Here is a 21749-nt window from a genome sequence, read left to right on the forward strand (position 1 = left end):
TCACATTTCCTGAGAAATTCGGAATCAAATCTACAATCGGACTTCCAACGGTAAACACATTCGGAGATGTATAACTCAAAGTTGAAGGCGCGATATCATTCACCGTTATCGAAACTCCAAACGAAGTTGATCCACCGGAATTGAAGGCTGTCACTGTATAAATTGCTGTCGATGAAACTACATTAGGCGTTCCTTCAATTTCACCATTTGCGGTATTAAAAGTCAATCCGCTTGGTAAACTAGGCGAAATACTGTAGTTGACTACTGCTCCGCCTGAAATCGATGGATGAAGATGAGTAATCGGAACTCCTACAGTATAAATATTTGGTGAATTATAACTGAGATTAGTCGGCGCAATATCTTTAACGGTAATGCTCACATCAAAAGATATGGAACCTCCTGAATTAGTTGCCGTAACTGTATATACCGTTAATGGCTGAATAGCCGAAGGTGTTCCAGAAATACGTCCGGTACTGGTGTTGAAATTCAAGCCCGCCGACAAACTCGGGCTAATGCTGTATGCGGTTATTGGTCCGCCTGAAATAGTTGGATTCAAGTTGGCAATAGCCGTTCCGCGCGTGTAGACATTAGGTGTGTTGTAGCTCAAATTGCTCGGCGGAATATCATTCACCGTAATACTCACATCAAATGAAGTTGAACCGCCAGAATTAGTTGCTGTTATGGTATAGATGGTTGTAGCGCGAATCGCCGACGGTGTTCCCGAAATACGTCCGGTAGAGGTGTTAAATACCAAACCGGCCGACAAACTTGGACTAATGCTGTACGAGCTTACCGCGCCGCCTGAAACGCTCGGATTTAAAGCGGTAATGGCCGTGCCCCGGGTAAAAATATTGGGTGTGTTGTAGCTCAAATTTGTTGGTGGAGTTTCATTTACAGTTATGTTTACAATAAAACTCGTTGAGCCACCGGTATTGGTTGCAGTTACGGTATAATTGGTTGCAGTTCTTAAAGCCGTGGGTGTTCCTGAAATCACGCCGGTAGCAGTATTCAAACTCAAACCTGAAGACAAAGATGGACTGATGCTAAAACTAACCACAGTTCCTCCCGATACCGTTGGTGTCAAAGGAGTAATAGTTGTATTTCTGACAAATACATTGGGTGTTGGATAGCTTAAAGCTGTAGGGGCCACATCGCGCACGGTAATAACTACGCCAAATGAAGCTGAGCCTCCGCTATTGCTAGCCGTAACAGTATAAGTAGCTGAAGATGTAATATTCGTTGGTGTTCCTGAAATGATTCCGGTTGTTGCATCAATAGATAATCCAGCCGGAAGCGCCGGGCTTACAACATATTGAACTACCGCTCCGCCTGAAACCGTTGGGTTCAGATTGCCGATGGTTACGTCTTTGGTAAAAATATTCGGAGAGTTATAGCTCAAGGCAGAAGGCGCGATATCTTTTACGGTAATTTGCAGATCAAATGTTGTCGATCCGAAAGCATTGGCCGCTGTAATTGTATAGGTTGTAATGCTGCTGATTTGTGCCGGAGTTCCTGAAATGACACCCGTAGAAATATTCAAATTCAAACCATTCGGAAGCGCCGGCGCAATGCTGTATGATGTAACGCTGCCCCCCGAAACAGTTGGCGTTAGGTTGCTAATGGCGGTGTTTTTGGTAAAGATATTCGGTGTTGGATAGCTTAAATTTGAAGGAGCAACATCATTGACTGAAATCACGATGCCAAATGAAGCAGAACCGCCTGAATTGGTAGCGGTAACTGTATAAGTTGATGCGCCTTGTTCGGCTGTTGGCGTTCCTGAAATCACTCCAGTGAGCACATTCATGCTCAAACCATTCGGCAGCGCAGGTAAAACACTATAGCTCAAAACTGCTCCGCCTGATACCGATGGGTTTAAATTAGGAATCGCTGAATTTACCGTAAAGACATTCGGTGACGGATAACTCAAATTGCTCGGAGCGGCCTCATTCACGTTGATGACCACACCAAAGGTAACGCTTCCACTAGCTTTGGTTCCGGTGATGGTATAGGTTGTGGTTGGGCTCACCACAGTTGGCGTTCCTGAGATGACACCGGTTGATGTGTTAAGTGTTAATCCAGCCGGTAAAGCTGGTGACACACTATAAGAAAGAATCGTTTCAGAAGTGGTGGGCGATAAAGCGGTAATAGCAGTTCCGACGGTGTATGAATTAGGTGAAGGATACGACAATTTAAGTTGAACCGCATCGACTGCAATGTTGTTAAAAGTAACGCGCGCGCCATTATCAGCGGTCATATTTGAGCCGGTAAAACGGAATCTGATTTTAAAATTCGGATTGTTGTCGGCCGAGGCAATCGTTGAAAAATCAACCGTAAATAATTGATAAGTTGATGTTAATGCTAACGAAGTTGATGTCAAACCAGTAGTAATCCAAATCGGTGTTCCGGCATTGACCGAATAATCTACCGATATTCCGCTGGCCGCGCCTTCATCAACCGCAGCAAAAGTAAATTTAGGTTTTTTGTATCCGGCGGTTGAAAACTGAAAAACCATGGTGTTTTCTAGGCCGTTGCTTTGAAAAGGTTGTTTGATTTGCAGACCGCGCATATTGCTCGAGGCATAAGCGATGTTTCCGTTGACCGATTGACGATAGTTGATGCTTGTCGGGTTGTTGCGACGCTCCATAGACGCTTTTCCGAAGTTCGGATTTCCTGAAGGGTACGGATAACCGGACAAACACGATTGGTATTGAATTACACCATCGGCAGCGAGTTCATATGTAGTATTCAAACTGGTGAGTTGCGCTCCGTTGACGATGTTGCCGTCCATCATCCAAAAATAAATCGGAACAAAAACATCAGTATTTGTGTCGGCCACAAAGTGCGCAGTAATTGAAAAATTCGCTGACGGAGTTAAGGTAATTTCTGCATTGGTACTGTTTGATGCGCCTGACCAATGTGAGAAAATATAACCCGGTTTGGCTTCGGCTTTTAGTTTTACAGGAATGTTTTTGAAATAAATCCCCGTCCACGGATACGGATTGGCCGCTGTGATACCCGGTGTTCCCTGAACTATATTAATCGTATTCATTTTGATGTAGCCTTGAGCCACATCATTAACATTGAGTGATGCTGTGATGTTTGAATCTATCGAAAAAACGGATCGAATGTGGTCTCTTTGTATTTCTGGTCGATGCGATAAAAACTCTTCTTCATATTCAACATTACTCTCAAATGAACTTAAACTCGAAGGCGCTTTCCATCGGGCTGAATGAGCGGTAATTTCTGGTCGAACCACTGCGGCCATTTCGTTCAAACGAGCCGTGGTTCTGCTGCTTAAAAATGAAGTATTGAGTAAATCAGCAAATCGGTTGATAAAATCATTTTTAAAACCGATATTGGTAAGTAATTTACGCAAAACCAAAGTTGAATAAGCCGGATTTAGATAGTAGGGAGGTGTATCAACAGAGGTAGCTACAGCCAATGTATTTGAGGTGTAATCACCAAAAACAAACGACATAGAGTTGTCCATATCGTGAAACATATAGCGCCATCTTCCGTCAAGTCCATAAGGCGCTGCCGGATTGTAAGCCGCTATTTTGTTGCGCCAAAAGAACATATTGTTGTTGGGCCAATCTTCGTTTTGAAAAAAGATGTTGGCAATGAAATAATCGGCTACATTTTCAGGATCGACCTGTGTTTTGATGTAATCGTAATTAGCTTGTGAGGCCAGAGAATTATTATTGAGATAATTGACCATGGCCGTGTAATGTGCTGTATCACCTTCTTTAACAACACTGTCATTTTCTAGAAAATCTACTGCCGAAGTATTGTAAACGCGTTTAAAATAGTTGTCGTCAAAGCGCTCACGTAAATTAAGAATACCCCAATATTCGCCGTTAACAAAGGCAATAGCGGGCTGATAAGCTTCTTTTTCCGGGTAGAGTTCTTTACACAAATCATGTAAAAAAGCATCGCGGAACATGGTGCTGGTAAAATCACCACCTGAGTTTGAAAGGGTCAAACGTTCATAAGCGGTATAGGGTAAATTGCTAAAGAAATTATAGTCCAAATCGTCATCACCGTAATCAGAACGAGCATAAACCGAAAGAGATTTACTTTGAAAACGACGCGAAACACCACCGCGGATTTTATATCCGACTTCTTGGTTAACCACTTCGTTACCGTTGACAAAATAACTAAAGTTACCACTGCGCTCGTCATCTACTTCTAGATAATAATTCCCGCGTTTGCTTGACTTAGCACTTCCGTTCGGGTTAGCCGCTCGCCAAAGATCAAAATCTTTTCCGGCCACAAAAATTCCGGTATTGTAATCAAAAAATCGGTCTTCGTTTAAGTTAATAGACACTACCGGGAAGGTATATTTACTGCTGCCTAACGGAGTGATGAAATAGTTTTTGGTCACAATCGGACTCGGTAAATATCCTGGTTTAACCACCCGAGCTCGAACCGTTGTGCTTTTAAAAACATTAAACGACGGAATGTAAGTTGGATTAAAGCTGAAAGTTGACGACATAGCTGCCAAATCATTGGCCTGTGAAGTTCGATCTGTGATGCTCAGCGGAGCCGAATACTGAAAAGTACGGTAGCTGTTGTTGAGGAAAGGTCCGCTGGATTGCCCAGGCGTTTCAATGTATTGGTTTTTGTAGGTGTAAGTGGTTCCGGAAAGATTGTTTTCATCAGGTTCAGAGCCATCTAAGGTATACAAAATGGTGGTTCCTGGTTCTGTGGTAGATAAGTTCAACGTGAATCCGGAGGTATAAAAACCTGCATTCTGTGAAAAATTCGGCGTGTTCAATGTACCCGAATAACCTGTACTTGCGTTAACTGTATTGGGTGTAGGTGTTCCGAAAAACACAAAAGGGCCGGTTCCGTTCGGAAGACGCCCATAAGAAACATTCGCAGGCAAATTAGCCGCCGGCGCACTATCTATTGTAGTTCCGGAAGGATTTGTCAGGTATAAAGCTTCACCACTACCGCTGATTTTAAAATTGGTGTGTAACGGCTGACCGGCAACTGCTCGGTTTTTGTCAGAAGCCCAGATGATTAAATACTGACCCGCTGCAACAGTTACATTTGGGAAAGTCCATTTCAGAGGCAAAGCCGGATCGTCGCTAAGGCCATAGCCCGAAAGATTCACCGAAACTGAACTGTTGTTGTATAATTCGATCCAATCTTCTCGGCTTGAATCTTCATCCTGAATTGAGGCGGTATTTGAGGCTAGAAGCTCATTGATGACAATGTTTTGTGCTTGAACTTCTGAGATAGTCGCCCATAGAAATAAGGCGATCAATGATCGTGTAAAAATCTTCATGGTTTGTTTGCTCTTTGGGATGTAAAAATATTGATAATGAAACCATGAGCGTTTTTTTTTCGGCACAAAGCCCAGATAGTCGATGAACAGCATTTTTATAATAAGCACTTGAGTTTCATCGATAAAAAAAGAGGAGAACACTTTAAATGTCTCCTCTTTTCACCTTGAAATAATTTAAGTTTAGAATTTACTTTTTGATGATTTTTTTAGTTTCAGATTTACCTTCGCTGTGCAATTGAAGTAGATATATTCCGCTAGGAATATCTGCTAAATTAGCTTGTGCGTTATCGAGTTTTCCGGCTTTAATCATTCGACCGTCTAAACCGTAAACTTCGTATGTAACTTCTTGGTTTTGGCCAACGCCAATGATGTTAATCTCATCCGTAAATGGGTTCGGGAAAACCGAAAACGCATCTTCAACAACTTGATTTACAGCAAGAGGTAAAGCAATTCCCTCAACGGCGATATTGTTGAAGGTGATGCGCGCTCCGGTATCAGCAGTCATGTTGGTTCCGGCAAAACGCAAACGAACTTTAAAATTCGGATTGTTATCTGCTGCAGCAATCGAACTAAAATCAACATGGTACAAGGCATATCCGCTTCCGAGCGCCAATGTACTAGAGCTCAATCCGGCAGTTGACCAAGCAGGTGATCCTGCTACAGTAGAATAGTCTACTATAATTGAAGTTGCGTTGGTTAACTCGTTGATGGCAGCAAAAGAAAACGCAATATCTCTGTATCCGCTGGTTGAGAAATTAAAAACCATCGTGTTTTCAAGACTTCCGCTTTGTAATGGTTCTTTGATTTGTAATCCTTTCATATCACTGGTCAAGAAAGGTAAATTATTGTTAAGCTCCGGAAGATAGTTAATATCTGTTGGGCTGTTTCTTCTTTCCATTGAAGCTTTTCTCCAATTTGGATCAAGTGATGTAAACGGATAACCCACCAAGCAAGATTGATATTCAATAACACCATCGGTTGTTCCGGCTTTGTATGTTGTATTTAATGTTTGTAACGGAAGGTTATTGGCAATAGCCGAATTCATCATCCAATAGTAAATAGGGTGGCTTGAAGCAGTTGTTTCAGGAATAAATACTGCTGTTACACTAAAGTTAGTTGCTGAAGTAATAGTGATTTCATCGGCGGTGCTTGATGAGGCACCCGTCCAGTGGCTAAACACATAACCAGGCAAAGCAATTGCTTTTAATTTTACCGGAATGTTTGAGAAGTAAACTCCGGTCCACGGATATGGATTGGCCGAAATTCCATCTGTACCTTCTTTGATGTCGATGGTGTTGATTTTCACATAACCATACGCTGTATTAGACACATTGAGTGTTGCGTTGATGTTGTTGGCAATTCCAAATTTCCCGCGGATGTGATCTCTTTGAATGGCCGGACGTTGGTTGATGAACGTGGTTTGTTTTCCTAAGAAATAGTTCCAGTCACCATTGTTTTCTGGTACACCCCAACGTGTAAATTGTCCGGGCGCTTCAGGGTCTAAAGTTGATTTCATTTCGGCCATTTTTGACAACATTCTTGAAGTTAAGAAAGTAGTGTTGAGCAAATCGGCAAATCGGTTGATGAAATCAGTTTTGAATCCAGGATTCTCAAGCATTCTTCTCAAGAATAAAGTTGACCAAGGAGCATTTGGCCAGCCTGGACCATTTTCGGCTGTTGCATCTGCCAAACTATTTAAGGTGATATCGCTGTTTGAAATGGCAAAGGTGTCATCCATATCATGAGCCATCCAGCGCCATCTTCCGTCATGTCCGTAGGGTGCATCAGGAATGTATGATGCGGTTTTCTTTCTCCAGTAATAAATATTGTTTACCGGCCAATCGGCATTTTCTAAGAAAATATTCGAAATGTAATAATCTTTAAAGCTCTCTGGATCCAATTGTGTTGTTATATAATCGTAGTTGGCCTGATCGCTCAAAGTGTGCCCTTCCATATAGTCAACAAGCGTGTAGTAATCATCTTGAGCCGTTTGTCCGCCTTCAACAATCCAATATTCGTTTTCTAAAACTTGGATGTCAGTTGAGGCAATGTTGTATACGCGATTGAAGAATTTGTCGTCAATTTTATCACGGAAACTCAATATTCCCCAATATTCACCGTTGAGAAAAGTAACCGTGGGCTGCCATCCTTTGGTGGTGATGTGCAAGTTTTTGAGCAATTGATGACAAAGAGCATCACGAAACATGGTTTGGTTGTAGTCGTTTCCGGAATTGTGCAACACAATGCTTTGGAAGCTGTCAAAACTTCTGTCATTAAAAAACTGATGACTCATTGTATCGTCACCATAATCTGAGCGAGAATAGAACACGAATGATTTGTTCTGAGCTACGCGCGATGAGCCTCCGTGGATGCGCAGTCCGATGTTCTGATTAAGCACAGGAATCCCATTTTCAAAATAAGTAAAGTTGGTGTTTCTTTCAGTTTCACTACCACGGCGGAAGAAGTTGGCCACCTCGCCAATGGTTGGTGCTTCATCATTCGGATTGGCCACACGCCAGTTGTCAAAATCAACACCGGCCACCAAAATTCCTTGGTTGTAATCAAAAAGCAAGTTTTCATCTACACTTAATGAGACCACAGGTAAAGAAAATCTGGAAGCCCCTTGAGGAGATATGTAATATGATTTAGTTGTTGTTTGGCTGTCAAGCGCACCTGCTTTTACTACTTTAGCACGAACTACAGTTCCTTTAAAAATTGGACTTGCCGGAATATAGGTCGGATTAAAATCATAAGTAGTTGAGATGGCTGAAATTTTATTGGGTTGTGATGAACGATCTACGATGCTAATGGGCGCACTGTATTGTAAAGTTCTGAAACTTTGGTTAAGCAATGGTCCGGTAACTTGACCAGGTGCAAATGGATATTGATTTTTATAGCTGTAGGTGGTTCCTCCTAAATTCGAGAGTTTAGGCTCTGAACCATCTAAAGTATACAAAATGGTGGCTCCGGGAACGGTCGTTGTAATACTGAGGTTGAAACCATTGACATAAAAACCGGCTTCTTGTGAGAACGTTGGAGGTGTTAATGCTTCATCATAACCTGTTGTTGCGTTGACAGCTTCTGGAGTTACTTCGGCAAAGAATTTAAATGGCCCCGTTCCGTTGGGAAGCCTTCCATAAGAAATGTTTTGTAATGAAGCTGTTGCCGGAACCATATCAACAGTCACCCCCGAAGTATTGGTCAAAACCACATTATCACCAGCAGAACTTAGCTTGAAGTTGGTGTGTAAGGGCTGAGCCGCATCAATGCGATTTTTGTCAGAACACCAAACCAATAGATAGCCGCCCGGGGCTAGGGTAACATTTGGAAAAACCCATTTGTACGGAAGAGCAGTGTCATCACTGAGGCCATAACCGGTAAGATTCACAGCGGTTGCTCCGTTATTGAAGAGTTCTACCCAGTCTTGATGGGTGCCGTCTTCATCGACATTTACGGTGGTGTTGGCTTCGAGAATTTCGTTGATGACCACACCTTGAGCATAGGTCGAAAAAGCGAAGGTTAATAAAAGCAATGTGATAAAAATTGGGGAAAATTTTTTCATGACTTTTTTAAAGTATTGATTAATAGGCCGTAAAACTATAATAATTGTTAACAAACGGCTTTATTTTATCGATACAAAGCGAAAATAGTCTGTGAAGTGCAGGAAAAACAGAAAACGCATTTAAAACGAGCATGAATATTAAAGGAATTGAGAAGGTATTCAAACCTAATGGGTAATTGTTGATAATCATAACTTTCGGAAATAAAAAATTCAGAATACGCAAAACTTTAACAGTAAATACTTTTTAAATTCTGGAAGAGGATAACATAGATTTTAATTAAAATAAATAGTTTTGCATGTTTTGAAATTCATTAGTTCCGATTATTATACATTCTTTTTAAGAAAAATGTAATAGGATGATTCTTTTTTGCGATCTCTTTTTTTTTCAATATTTATATATCGCTGAAAAGATAATGACTGAGCAATTGTGATGATTGTAAAGTATTTAGAAGGAGAACAATATTTCAAGAGTTTTTCTTTAAAAGAATATTAACAATTATAAGATAAATCAAAAGTCACTTTTGTTAGGTCAAAACAATTGGGTTTTAATAAATTAATTTAATTCAGAAAATTGTGAAAAAAATTATATTAAGATTGCTGCTTTTGTGTGTGATAGGTTCTGTAGGCATAGCTTGTAGTTCTGATGAAAAAGAAAGTGATTTTGCTCCAATTTTCCCATTTGTAAACTCAAATGTTGCTAAATTCAACAACGTTCATCGAGATGAAAACGGAATACCCATGTTATTATATAACAACAAATATGAGTATTATCCAATTCAATATACACAAATAGCATTGCATTACTATGCTAATTATGTTACTACAAAAAGTGAATTCAGCAAGAAAACCTTCTTAGATATTGTAAATTTTGCTAAAGACCACATGGTTTATATAGACGATTTTGCTGTTCTTCAGTATGACTTTATAGTTACACCATACAATTTAAATCCACCTTGCCAATCCTCAATGGCACAGAGTTTTTGTATAGGCATGATGATAGAGGCATATTCAATCACGAATGACAAATCGTATTTGCAAATTGCAAAAAAAATGATCAAATCATTTGATGTTTTAATCGAAGACGGAGGTGTAAAGAGCATGTGGGACGGAACACCTTTTTACGAAGAATATCCTGACCCTAACTCTCACGTTCTCAACGGATATATGTTTTCTTTGTCGGGCTTGTATTATGCTTATAAAACAACAGAGGACCTTGAAGCTAAGAGATTGTTTGATATTGGAATTAACAGTTTGAAAGTAAAAATAAACCAATATGACGCAGCCTTCACTTCATACTACAGCAAATTGGTTGGTGAATTACCGGTCTTTGCTTCTGCCATTAATGAAGACCCGGATCATTATCACGAACTGGTGATTTATCAGCTACTAACACTTTATATTTGGACAAATGAAAGTATATTCAAAGAATATGCGCTCAAATTTTTAAAGTATGATACAGGAAAAGTTACAGATTTTTATAATATAGATAAATTTTCACAAATTATTGCTTCAAGTACAATTGAGCCAATAAATTTTGGGGTCAACAAACTCAATGATGAGTTGTGGAGCTGGGGAAATTATTGGAGTACAAATCAGTTTCCGACTGATTTACAAATTAATTTTTCACCTGTAGGAAATGAGAGTATTAAAACTAACATCCGAGCGATAACTTTTTATGCAATTTCTGAAAACACGCTACCTAGAAATTTTGAAGTATACGTTTATCAAAACAACGATTGGAATAAGGTCTGTGATGCCTATCAAATGACCATTAGAAATAGAAATTATTACAAAACTGATAATTTTGAAACCTATATCGAAACCTATTACTTACCAACACCAAAAAACGGAAGCGCTGTAAAAATAAAATTTTTAGATTCTCGCGATGGAGGATTTATTGCACTTCGAGAAATAAATATTCATTATGACCGTTTTCAGGAGATAGAAATCATTGAGAATCTTGCTAGACAAAGCGATCCGTTTAAATGACAAAATATTACTTAAAAAACATTTTATTAAATAATTTATCTCAGGGACTTCAGTTTGGCTCCCGATGGATATTGACAATCGTACTTTTGAAGGTGTTGAGTATTCAAATGTTTGCTGTGTTTTCTTTTGTTTTTTCAATCTCAAATTTTTTGGTTTCTGTGCTTCCGTTTGGGAGCTCAGTTTATTTAATAAATAAGGCTGAAGATTCAAAAAATGGAATCAAAGAATTAGCGGTTTCTATTGAGATCATATTTTTTATATTCACAGCTATAATGTCTTTTTATGGAGTATACTTTTTGATTAGTCCACATTTTGAAAATGCTTCTTTGATTCCTCTCGGAATTCTTTTGAGTCTTATATTTAGTTTAAATACAGTTGTTTTTTCATTTTTAAAAGGTGTTGGTAATTTCACTTTTGAATTGAAAATTTACAGTATTTTTTCAATTCTGATTTTTCTATTAGCGTCAGAGCTTTATTTTGTTGGACAAATACCTGTTTTTTTATTGTTTTTGTTGCTCATATTAATCAACGGGTTAATGCTTGTTTTTGCATTTAAATATTCAATAATATTAAAAGACAATGACATCTTTCAATTTAAAAACTACACATTAACCTCTTTCAAAGAAGGATGCGCTAATAGATTTTTTTTCGGTTTACAAGAAATAGTTACAGCTTCATATGCTCAAGGAGGGATGCTTATTTTGTTTTATGTTATCAACAAAGCAACTTATGGAGAATACAGAGCATTGTTAATCTTGACAGCTCCATTTGCATTGGTTAACGTTGCCGTATCGCAAGTTTTGTTAGCTCAGCTAAAAAAAACACCAACTAACCGGATTGGAGCGACTTTCAAATGGCTTCATTGGCCCTTTTCTGCTTTGCTTGCAGGTGTCTTATGTATTGTATATTATTTTGGAGAAGTAATTGTTAAACTCATTACTGATTTAGAATATACCGAAACGGTTCATCAGTCTTTTATATGTGTGCTAGTAATCATTTTTATTAGTTTCGTGTATTCAGGTTATGAGATGCTATTAGTGGTTATTGATAAACAAAAACATCGTTTTGTAATTATGCTTTTGGGCGCAATTACTAATATTGCTTCAATCATTATTTTGTTGCCAAAATGTGGAACTTTAGGTGCTATTTCAACAAACCTATTATCTAATCTGGCCGTTTTTATAGGTATTGTTTTTTTGTCAGAATGGTTTTTATCTAAAGTTAAATGAAAATAGCAATACTGACCTCAAGATATCCTAAACCAGAACAGCCATATAATCATATGTTTGTTCACATTCGATCATTATATTTTAAAAGTCAGAATCAAGATGTGACTGTTTTGGTTCCATCAAGTGAAAAAACTGAATATATTATTGATGATATTCGGGTTTTGTGTGATTCAACTAGTAACATTGCTAATCAACTCGATCAATACGATGTTACTTATTTACATCTTTTACAGTTATACCCATTTAGTGCAGCTGACGGAAGTATTGTTTATGACCGTTTAAAGAAAAACAATAAAGCGTTTGCAATTTATTTGCATGGATCAGAAGTTCAGAGGTACCAACAATACGGCTTTGATTTTGACTGGTCCATAAAGCAGATGATCAAGTTCTTTTATAAAAACGTATATGTTATTCCAAAGATGAGACGTTTTCTCATACAAACACAGTCAAGACCAAACACGATTATTATTTTTCCGTCGCTTTGGATGAAACAAAATGCAGAAGAAAATCTTCGCATGAAGATTAACAACTATACAATTATTCCCAACGGAATTGATACAGATTTTTTTGGAACTCCAAAAACGATTGCAACTAATCCAAGGAGACTAGTTAGTATTAGGTCTTTTTCCAGTAAAGTATATAATATTTTAGACTCTATTATGGTTCTAGAAAAACTACCTAAAGATTATACATTAACAATTTATGGAGAGGGTTTTTTAATTCCATATTATCTTAGAGTAATCAAACAAAAGAATCTTGAGGAAAGAGTTACTATTATTCCAAAATTTCTAGATCGTGAGGCCATGAAACAAGTGTTTTTATCCTACGATCTTTTTATTTCAACCACCCTTTTTGATTCACAAGGCGTAACTATGCTTGAAGCAATGTCTTCAGGACTTTTGGTAGCTGCATACGATAATTCTTCACGCAAAGAATTTATCAAAGACAATGTTACAGGTATTTTAGGTAGAGATGTAATAGATTTGGCTAATAAAATAGTTCATATAACACAACAACAAGAAGTTTTTAATGCGATTATTTCTAATGGTCAGGAATATATAAAACAGATAAACGTTCCCGTAGTAGGTAATCTAGAACTAAAGCAATTAAAAAAAATCGTAAACCAATAATGAAATGTGCGGGATTTTAGGAGCAATAAACATTAATTTTAACAATGCTGTTTTAGATAGCATAAAGCACAGAGGTCCAGATTATGGAGAAATTCAACAGTATGAATTTCATAATAATACAATTTGTTTCGGACACAGAAGACTCTCTATTGTAGATTTATCGCCATCAGGAAACCAGCCCATGAATACTCCTGACAATCAGTTTAGTATTATCTTCAATGGAGAAATTTACAATCATTTAGATTTACAAAAAAAAATACAGAATGTTGATTTTGCTGGACATTCTGATACAGAAACCATTATCAATTATATTGCACAGCATGGTATTAAAGGCGTTTCTGATTTTAATGGAATTTTTGCTATTGGTCTCTTAGATAGGAATAAAGGAAAAATATATCTAGCACGCGATCCTTTTGGTGTTAAACCACTGTATTATTATTTGTCAGGAAACAAACTTATTTTTTCTTCAGAGATAAGGCCGATAAAAAAAATGGTTACACACAACTTAGACGAAGACAGCCTTTCCGAATTACTCAAGCTAAGGTACAATCCTTCACCTGATACGCTTTATTCTAACATTTTAAAGTTGAGACCTGGACATGTTTTGGAATTTGATCTCAACACACATGAGGCTTCAATTTCTTCATATATTAAAACAGTTTCAATAAATACCAACACGACTTTTAGCAAGGCAATAGATCAGTACGGAATATTGTTTGAAAAGGCAATTAAGCGTCAGTTGATGGCCGATGTTGAGATTGGGACTTTACTTAGCGGAGGTGTTGATTCGGCTTTGGTAACTTATTTTGTTCAGCAAAATTCAAAAAACCCTGTAAAAACCTATACCGTAGGTTTTGAAGACAATGATGCGGTAAACGAACTTGAACATGCGCGTGAAACCTCATTGATACTTGGTACTAATCACCATCAAATTACCATTACCAAAGATGATTTTAGGAAAGGTCTAGAAAAGATAAGCCAAATTGTTGAAGAGCCGATAGGCACTACTTCAATCGTGCCAATGTATTATTTAAATCAAGAGGTTGCAAAGACATTGAAAGTTGTGCTTACGGGTCAGGGTGCCGATGAGCCGTTAGGCGGGTATACCCGATATAAAGGAGAAATATATCGAAAACATGTACCCAACATAATGTTTGATTTAGCAATGCCCTTTTCTAAGAAAATAAGAAACGAGCAATTAGCCCGATCGCTATATGCCTTAGGAGAGAATGATATTATTAAAAGATTTGAAAAAATATATACACTATTTGGAGATGATGAAATCTTTAAGATTTTGCGTCGTTCAGATAAAAGAAGTTATGAGAGGATAGCCTATTTTTATGAGTTGTTGGATTGCAAATCAAAGAATGGAGTAGAAGCAATGATGAGCATAGATACAAGAATGAATTTAGCAGATGACTTATTATTATATACCGATAAAGTTTCGATGAATTTTGGACTTGAAACACGTGTTCCTTTGCTAGATACAGAATTGATTGCATTTATTGAGTCGCTCCCATATTCATACAGAATTAAAAATGGTGTCGGAAAATATATTCATAAGGAATTTGCAAAAACAATATTACCTGAGAGTATTGTTAATCGCAAGAAGTTAGGGTTTCAATCTCCAACTCGCGAATGGTTTAAAGGAGACATGGGCGCAGATTATTATAATGAATTAAAAAGCAGTAACAGTCTTTTTTTTGAAATCTTTGATAAGCAAGAGGTTCTTAATTTTTTTAAAATTCATCAATCAGGAATCAATAAAGAGAAGCAGATTTTTCTACTTTTATCTTTATACTATTGGTTTAAAAACGCATAAAAATAGTTAGTAACATGATTTTGACCCATAATAAAATTAACCATTTTATATTGTTCTTACTTCTTTTGGTATTGCCTATTGATATGATTAATGGAATTCTGTTAGAAAATCATGTAAATTTGCCGATTTCGATTAGTCAAATACATAAAATTATCATACTAGGGCTGATGCTTTTTAAATTGTCCTTTGAACCCAATAAGCTAGATGTTATTTTTTTCGCTTTTGCTGCTTTATTTATTGGCTCTTTAATAGAATCCTTTAGGTCTTTAAAGTTTGGTTTTTTATTTAGTGATTTCATTAAGGTTACAAAATATTTAAATATACCAATTGCCTTTTTTTATTTTAAAGGTGTAATTAAAACTAATGATGAAGCCTTACTGAAGGATATTTTTCGTTTTGTAAGGTTTTCCTATTGGGTACTAGCCATAAATATTTCATTGAAGGTTTTTAATTTGGGTTACCCCATGTATGATTATGGAAATATAGGAACACGTGGTTTTTTCTATGCTGGCAATGAAATCTCGTCACTTTTATTGGTTACATCTTCAATTATTGGTTATCAATATTGGGAAATCGAAAAGAACCGAGTCAAATTTTTCCGCTTTTTCTTTTTGAATTTATTTCTCGCAATTTTGGTGAGCTCCAAAACAGTATTTTTAGGAGTTTTTATTGTTTTCTTATTGATTACAACTAATATAAGAACTTTCAAAATTAAGATTAATACACTTAAGCGTATATTATTTTTCTTGCTGGTTATATTTCCAACAATTATTTATTCTGTATTTAAATTGATGGCTAAGTCAGCAATTATGGTTCGTGTTCAATATTTCTGGGAAAAATTGGACTTTATAACCTTTGTATTCTCGAGTAGGAATCTTTTTACTCTTCAGATGTTTCAGATTTATGATTCAACTTACACTTTAACGCAAAAAATATTAGGAGGTGGCCAAAATTATTACGAATCAAAACTTAAACATATTATTGAGATTGACCTCATGGATATTTTCTTCGGTTATGGATATCTAGGCGCTACGATGTTTGTTTTGATGATTTGCTTTTTAGTTGCACAAAGTTCAATGTTAAAAAAGCATTTGATTTTTCCGTATGCTAGACTGACTTATTTTATGGTCATTTTACTATTTGTAATCTCATCAATTGCAGGTCATATATTTAACTCAGGAATAGCCGGAAATTTTATAGGTTTGTTGTTCGCTTTGATGTATTTAAGGAAAAATGAAGAACAACATACTCTATAGTAGTGCTTTTGCTTTTGGTATAGCAGTTCCTTTATCCACAAGATTAGGGAATGTAACTTTAGGCTTTTTTTTGGTTAGCCTACTATTTTTTTTCAATGGTAATAAGTTTAAAGAAAACACAAAAAAACTCTGGTTTTCAACTATTCATTTGTTTGCCCTACTCGTCTTTGGATTTGTCTTTTCTGAAAACATTGAAGACGGAATTAATCTATTGGGACGATATGCTTCTTACCTTTTAATCCCGGTTTTTTTACTTTTTTTAGATAAAGATCAAATAGCAACTATTAAGATAAAATCTTTATACGGTTTAATAATTGGCGTAACCCTAGCCTCACTTATTTTATTAGTTAATAATTTTGTTAGATATTATTCAACTCGACCTTTTTTTACTTTTGATAAAGATCTTTTTAATTATTATTACACCTACCATAATTTTACAAAAAGACTAGGTTTTTATCCTACCTATTTTGGTTTATACGCTTTGTTGTCTCTTGGGACCTCATTAGATATATTGTTTAAAAAAAAATCGTTAATTCAGAAAACCTTACTTAGCCTATCAGTGGTAATTTTGCTTTTTACGATTTTATTTCTCAACGCACGCACAATAACAGGAGTTACTGCAGCCGTGGTTTTATATTATTCTATTATTTTTTTAAAAATTGTATTTAATAAAAATAAAACATGTTTCTTCATAATAATTCTGATGATGTTTTCGGTCTTGATTGGGTTGTTTTTCAGTGTCAGAAAAACCTATATGTTTTCGCGGTTCTCTCAGGAACTAATTTGGGATTTAACTCCGAATGTTAATACGGCATACAACGGAAAGTACAAAGCAGATTCAAGAATCGTTCGATGGGAAACTGCAATATCATTAATTAAAGAGCGGCCAATTTTAGGTTATGGATGCGCTATGGAAAAGAAAGTGCTACATCAAAAATTTGAGCAAAACGGATTAAATTTTGCCGCCAAGAACAATTATGATGCACATAATCAATATCTTTCAATAACTATTGAGTTTGGTCTTATTGGTCTTAGCTTATTTTTGTTTTATTTATTCTCTAATCTTTATTTTTCAATTCAAGAAAAAGATAAAACAGTAATAGTTTTTTTTATTTCATTATTGTCAATAGCTGTTTTTGAGAATATATTCAAAAATAATGCGGGGATAATTTTTATTGCATTTTTCTCTAATCTTTTTTTATTTACTCATCAAAAAAAATGAAGTATACCTTAAAGGCAAAATCGGTTTTACTTTACTTCATCCTTTTTTTTGCGCTAGATTTTTTTAATAAAGATCAGCTCAATGTTCCTGAGAATGTTTTATGGGTTGTAAAATCAATAAAAATGATTTTTTTAACCTTATTTTCTTTTATTCTCATATCTGAGAAGAATATAAATTTCTTAAAGAAGATCGGTTTTTTAGTTGCTTTAATTGTAATTCATCAAGGCTTATTGCTGCAACACCACTCTGACTTGGTTATTCAGAGCCTATTTCAAACCATCAGGGAAATGTTACTTTATTGTTTTCCAATTGTTTTTGCGACTTATATCAACACAGTCAATCAAAACCAAGACAAGGTTGTTCTTAGCATTTTATTTGAAATAATTATTTTGATTGTAGCAACAACTACGATTGTTGGGTTTTTCTTTTCAATTCCATATTTTAAGACTTATTATGCTCGATTCGGATATCTTGGCGTGTTGCCAAAATCGATAACAGCAACCTATTTTTACATTTCAGCTATTCTTTATACATATCAATACAGAGAAAAAAACTTCTATTTAAAGGCGCTCTTTTTTTTAACAGTGTTTGCTAGTCTACTAGTTGGCACAAAAGGCATTTATTTGTTTTTGGTAATATTTACCTCTTATTTGTTTTACATACTCAGGTGGTATAAAGAAAAATTGTTTTACAGTGTCGCTTTGTTCTTTATGTTGTTTTTTTGGTTTTACAAAGAAACATTAATTTTGACTCTAAGGAAGGTTTTTCATACCATTGAAGTTTTATACCACGAAAAAGGACTTTTATCGGCCTTGAGTTCATACCGAAGTGACATTTTTTGTGATTTATCAAAAAAATATCAGCCAACTTGGGAATGGTATAATTATTTAGTCGGAGGAAGAATTTCAAACTATCCAATTTATGAAATGACAATTGTAGATCTTGTGGTGAGTTTTGGTATTATAGGAATGATTTACTACCTCTACACAGTGTATTTATTAATGTCGGTAAGCAACTCACACCAATCTCGTTTTCTAAATTTTTCTTTGTGCTCTGTGTTTATTATTTCTATATTTGCCGGGCAATTTTTTATTAATATCTCAGCGATTTCTTATGTAACGCTTGCTTTGTTTCTAATTAATTGTCCAACAAATAGGAATCAAATAAATGAATCAAAATAGAGTCAGTATTTTAGGCACGCACATTGACAATTTAACGATGGAAGAAACTATCAAAGAGATAGAAATCGCCATCAATGATAAAAAGCAAATTCATCATGTTGTTGTTAATGCAGGAAAAATTGTGTCAATGCAAGCAGACCCTGATTTAAAAGAGAGCGTCAATAGCGCTGACATAATTAATGCTGATGGACAAGCAGTAGTGTGGGCTTCAAGATTACTCAAAAAGCCATTAAAAGAGCGTGTTGCCGGAATTGATTTATTTATCAACCTAATCAAAAAAGCCCATGAAAAAAACCACAAGATTTTTCTACTTGGGGCTAAGCAAGAAATTGTTGAAAAAGTCCAAAAAAGAATAGCATCTGAATTTTCAATAAATGTAGTTGCAGGATATGCGAATGGCTATTTTGAAAAAGAGGACGAGGAGAAGATTATAAAGCAAATTGTTGATAGTGCCCCACAAATGCTTTTTGTAGCAATGACTTCACCCCATAAAGAAATGTTTTTATACAGAAACAGAGAGGCTTTAAAACAAGTTAACTTTATAATGGGTGTTGGAGGTAGTTTTGACGTTTATTCGGGTAAAATTAAAAGAGCGCCTATTTTACTACAAAAAATAGGTATGGAATGGTTTTTTAGGCTAATTCAAGATCCGGCCAGAATGTGGAAAAGGTATCTAGTTGGAAACTCCAAGTTTATAACCTTAGTTTTTAAAGAAAGATTTTTGGGAAACATTTAAATTTGCCAATTCTTCAATAAGTCCTATATTATTTTCATGGCAAGTATTTACAGATTTTTAAGTATAGTTAGGTTGTTCAGAGAATTAAAACCAACTGATTATCTCATTGTATTTATATTCATTTCTTTACCGTTAAAAAATATAGACATAAGTATTTCAACCATTTTATTTATAATTTGGAGTTATTTTTTTAGTAAAAAAAGGTTCAATTTTAGAAAAACATTTTTCATCCCGATTTCGTTTTTTGTTTTAATGGCAAGTTCACTTTTATGGTCATACAATTTTGACAGAACTTTATTGGGTATTCAAAAACAACTTCCATTTCTGTTTATACCAATTGCCTTTTTAATCACTGAAAAAGTCACCCAAGAAAGACTTCTTAAAATTTTTAGAATATATAGTTTTAGCATAACTTTTTTTGCGGTTTTACTGGTAATTAATGCATTTCTTCAATATTTTAAAACAAACGATACAGGCGTTTTTTTTTACAATAAGTTAGTTCCAAGTGACCCGGGAGTTGTGTATCTTTCAGTTTTTGCATCTTTTGCGGTCTTTTACTTTATTCAAATTCATTTCAAGAATAGTATTGAAAAGCTTTCAATTTTGATTTTAGCGATTGTAATTTTCTTGCTTTCTTCTAAAAGCATCATTACGATTGATTTTATTATTATTGTTTGTTATTATACATTTTTTGCTAGGATTCCATCAAGCATTAAAACAATTACCGTTTTAACGGTTTCTGTGTTTTTGTTTGTATCGTTATATTTTGTAAAGGAAGTTCGTGAGCGTTTTTTAATGGAATATGAAACGGCTTTTATTGATAATACAGTAAACACCAAACTTTCTACAAATAGGCAGAGTCTAAAACAAGTTAGCTTAAAAGAAGCGTGGAATAAAAGTGAGTTTCAATATAATGATTTTTTCCCTGGTACGGCATTACGAACATATCAAATAAGGGTTTTTTGTGAAATTGTTTCACAAAATCCACAAATTATTTTAAGCGGATTCGGCTTAGAGGCATCACAAGAAGCAATAGCTATTAAGTCCGAAGAACATAATATCAACCCGGTGTATGCACAACATAATTTCCATAATCAATATATCCAATGTCTAGCTGAATTTGGTATTATTGGTTTAATTATTCTTATAGCCATGTTGTTTATTAGCCTCCAAAATGCGATCAACAATAAAGATTTTCTTCATATTGCTTTTGCAATAACAATGTTAATGTTATTTTTGTCTGAATCGTTTTTTTGTAGGCAGAGAGGAATTACTTTTTTTATAATTCTTTTTTGTTTGTTTAATTCGAATCAGACAAAAGAAATTCAAAAGTAAACCTCAATATGAAAAGAATTCTTATCACTGGAGCTGCGGGTTTTTTAGGCTCTCATCTTTGTGATCGATTTATCTCAGAAGGTTATTATGTTATCGGCATGGATAACTTGATTACAGGCGATTTAAAAAACATCGAGCATTTATTCAAAAACCCAAATTTTGAGTTTTATCACCATGATGTTACTAAGTTTGTTCACATTCAGGGACAATTAGATTATATTCTTCATTTTGCCTCTCCCGCCAGCCCAATAGATTACTTAAAAATCCCTATTCAAACACTCAAAGTAGGCTCTCTAGGCACACACAACTTATTGGGCTTGGCTAGGGAAAAAAAAGCTAGAATTCTTATTGCATCAACTTCTGAAGTATACGGTGATCCTTTGGTTCATCCACAAACCGAAGATTACTACGGCAATGTAAATACCATTGGCCCACGAGGCGTTTATGATGAAGCCAAACGTTTTCAAGAGTCTATCACGATGGCTTACCACACCTTTCACGGGGTTGAGACGAGAATCGTTAGAATTTTTAATACATACGGCCCCAGAATGCGTCTGAATGACGGCCGTGTAATTCCAGCGTTTATTGGTCAAGCGCTTAGAGGTGAAGATTTAACCATTTTCGGAGACGGTTCACAAACCCGTTCATTTTGTTATGTAGATGATCAAGTTGAAGGTATTTTTAGATTGCTTTTTTCAGATTATGTTTATCCGGTCAATATTGGTAACCCTGATGAGATTACCATTAAAGATTTTGCAGAAGAAATCATTAAACTCACCGGAACCAATCAAAAAGTGGTATATCATCCACTCCCAATGAACGATCCATTACAACGCAAGCCTGACACAACGCGTGCTAGAGAAATTCTTGGCTGGGAAGCCAAAGTATCCAGATCTGAAGGCATGAAAAAGACTTATGAATACTTTAAGTCTCTATCAACGCATGAGTTATTAAAAGAAGAGCACAAAGACTTCACTAAGTACATCAACTAGAG

12 protein-coding genes are annotated in these 21749 nt (G+C 35.7%); 10 read left to right on the forward strand and 2 right to left on the reverse strand.

Annotated elements, in window-relative coordinates; translation table 11 throughout:
- Together KIH23_RS09425 and KIH23_RS09430 are read right to left on the reverse strand one after the other, a co-directional pair.
- On the reverse strand, window positions 1-5293 hold a 5293-nt coding region (locus tag KIH23_RS09425; protein ID WP_213213236.1), incomplete at its 3' end, for a putative Ig domain-containing protein.
- A 187-nt stretch (window positions 5294-5480) separates the two neighbouring features.
- Window positions 5481-8855 carry a CotH kinase family protein gene (locus KIH23_RS09430; RefSeq protein WP_213213237.1) on the reverse strand — a complete coding sequence of 1125 codons (3375 nt, stop codon included), beginning with the start codon at window positions 8853-8855 and terminating at the stop codon, window positions 5481-5483.
- Between the two features lie 573 nt (window positions 8856-9428).
- Between KIH23_RS09430 and KIH23_RS09435 the strand changes: the two genes are divergently transcribed.
- The 10 genes from KIH23_RS09435 to KIH23_RS09480 are packed head-to-tail and all read left to right on the forward strand — an operon-like array spanning window position 9429 to window position 21747.
- Window positions 9429-10844 carry a D-glucuronyl C5-epimerase family protein gene (locus KIH23_RS09435; RefSeq protein ID WP_213213238.1) on the forward strand — a complete coding sequence of 472 codons (1416 nt, stop codon included), beginning with the start codon at window positions 9429-9431 and terminating at the stop codon, window positions 10842-10844.
- Entirely contained in the window at window positions 10841-12073 is a 1233-nt protein-coding gene (locus KIH23_RS09440; RefSeq protein ID WP_213213239.1) for a lipopolysaccharide biosynthesis protein, read from the forward strand. The genes KIH23_RS09435 and KIH23_RS09440 overlap by 4 nt, the downstream gene beginning before the upstream one ends.
- Complete coding sequence (locus tag KIH23_RS09445; protein ID WP_213213240.1) at window positions 12070-13203, forward strand: glycosyltransferase family 4 protein; 1134 nt, start codon at window positions 12070-12072, stop codon at window positions 13201-13203. Before KIH23_RS09440 ends, KIH23_RS09445 begins: the two co-directional genes overlap by 4 nt.
- Before the next feature lie 4 nt (window positions 13204-13207).
- Window positions 13208-15025, forward strand: a complete 1818-nt coding sequence (gene asnB / locus KIH23_RS09450; protein WP_213213241.1) for an asparagine synthase (glutamine-hydrolyzing) — start codon at window positions 13208-13210, stop codon at window positions 15023-15025.
- A gap of 14 nt (window positions 15026-15039) precedes the next feature.
- Window positions 15040-16281: an O-antigen ligase family protein gene (locus KIH23_RS09455; protein WP_213213242.1), complete on the forward strand. Its 1242-nt coding sequence runs from the start codon at window positions 15040-15042 to the stop codon at window positions 16279-16281.
- Window positions 16259-17503: an O-antigen ligase family protein gene (locus KIH23_RS09460; RefSeq protein ID WP_213213243.1), complete on the forward strand. Its 1245-nt coding sequence runs from the start codon at window positions 16259-16261 to the stop codon at window positions 17501-17503. Before KIH23_RS09455 ends, KIH23_RS09460 begins: the two co-directional genes overlap by 23 nt.
- Window positions 17500-18684, forward strand: a complete 1185-nt coding sequence (locus KIH23_RS09465; protein WP_213213244.1) for a hypothetical protein — start codon at window positions 17500-17502, stop codon at window positions 18682-18684. The genes KIH23_RS09460 and KIH23_RS09465 overlap by 4 nt, the downstream gene beginning before the upstream one ends.
- Window positions 18671-19420 (forward strand): WecB/TagA/CpsF family glycosyltransferase, encoded by a 750-nt coding sequence (locus tag KIH23_RS09470; protein WP_213213245.1) that lies wholly within the window; start codon window positions 18671-18673, stop codon window positions 19418-19420. Before KIH23_RS09465 ends, KIH23_RS09470 begins: the two co-directional genes overlap by 14 nt.
- 36 nt (window positions 19421-19456) lie before the next feature.
- Window positions 19457-20755, forward strand: a complete 1299-nt coding sequence (locus KIH23_RS09475; protein ID WP_213213246.1) for an O-antigen ligase family protein — start codon at window positions 19457-19459, stop codon at window positions 20753-20755.
- Window positions 20756-20763: 8 nt separating this feature from the next.
- Window positions 20764-21747 carry a UDP-glucuronic acid decarboxylase family protein gene (locus tag KIH23_RS09480; RefSeq protein ID WP_213213247.1) on the forward strand — a complete coding sequence of 328 codons (984 nt, stop codon included), beginning with the start codon at window positions 20764-20766 and terminating at the stop codon, window positions 21745-21747.
- Window positions 21748-21749 lie beyond the last annotated feature (2 nt).

The organism is Flavobacterium sp. CYK-55 (genome assembly GCF_018413465.1).
Lineage (GTDB): Bacteria > Bacteroidota > Bacteroidia > Flavobacteriales > Flavobacteriaceae > Flavobacterium.

Coding starts and splice junctions, on each gene's coding strand:
- KIH23_RS09480 (WP_213213247.1), top strand. CDS start 20,764: ATGAAAAGAATTCTTATCACTGGAGCTGCGGGTTTTTTAGGCTCTCAT.
- asnB (WP_213213241.1), top strand. CDS start 13,208: ATGTGCGGGATTTTAGGAGCAATAAACATTAATTTTAACAATGCTGTT.
- KIH23_RS09465 (WP_213213244.1), top strand. CDS start 17,500: ATGAAGTATACCTTAAAGGCAAAATCGGTTTTACTTTACTTCATCCTT.
- KIH23_RS09475 (WP_213213246.1), top strand. CDS start 19,457: ATGGCAAGTATTTACAGATTTTTAAGTATAGTTAGGTTGTTCAGAGAA.
- KIH23_RS09440 (WP_213213239.1), top strand. CDS start 10,841: ATGACAAAATATTACTTAAAAAACATTTTATTAAATAATTTATCTCAG.
- KIH23_RS09430 (WP_213213237.1), bottom strand. CDS start 8,855: ATGAAAAAATTTTCCCCAATTTTTATCACATTGCTTTTATTAACCTTC.
- KIH23_RS09445 (WP_213213240.1), top strand. CDS start 12,070: ATGAAAATAGCAATACTGACCTCAAGATATCCTAAACCAGAACAGCCA.
- KIH23_RS09470 (WP_213213245.1), top strand. CDS start 18,671: ATGAATCAAAATAGAGTCAGTATTTTAGGCACGCACATTGACAATTTA.
- KIH23_RS09455 (WP_213213242.1), top strand. CDS start 15,040: ATGATTTTGACCCATAATAAAATTAACCATTTTATATTGTTCTTACTT.
- KIH23_RS09460 (WP_213213243.1), top strand. CDS start 16,259: ATGAAGAACAACATACTCTATAGTAGTGCTTTTGCTTTTGGTATAGCA.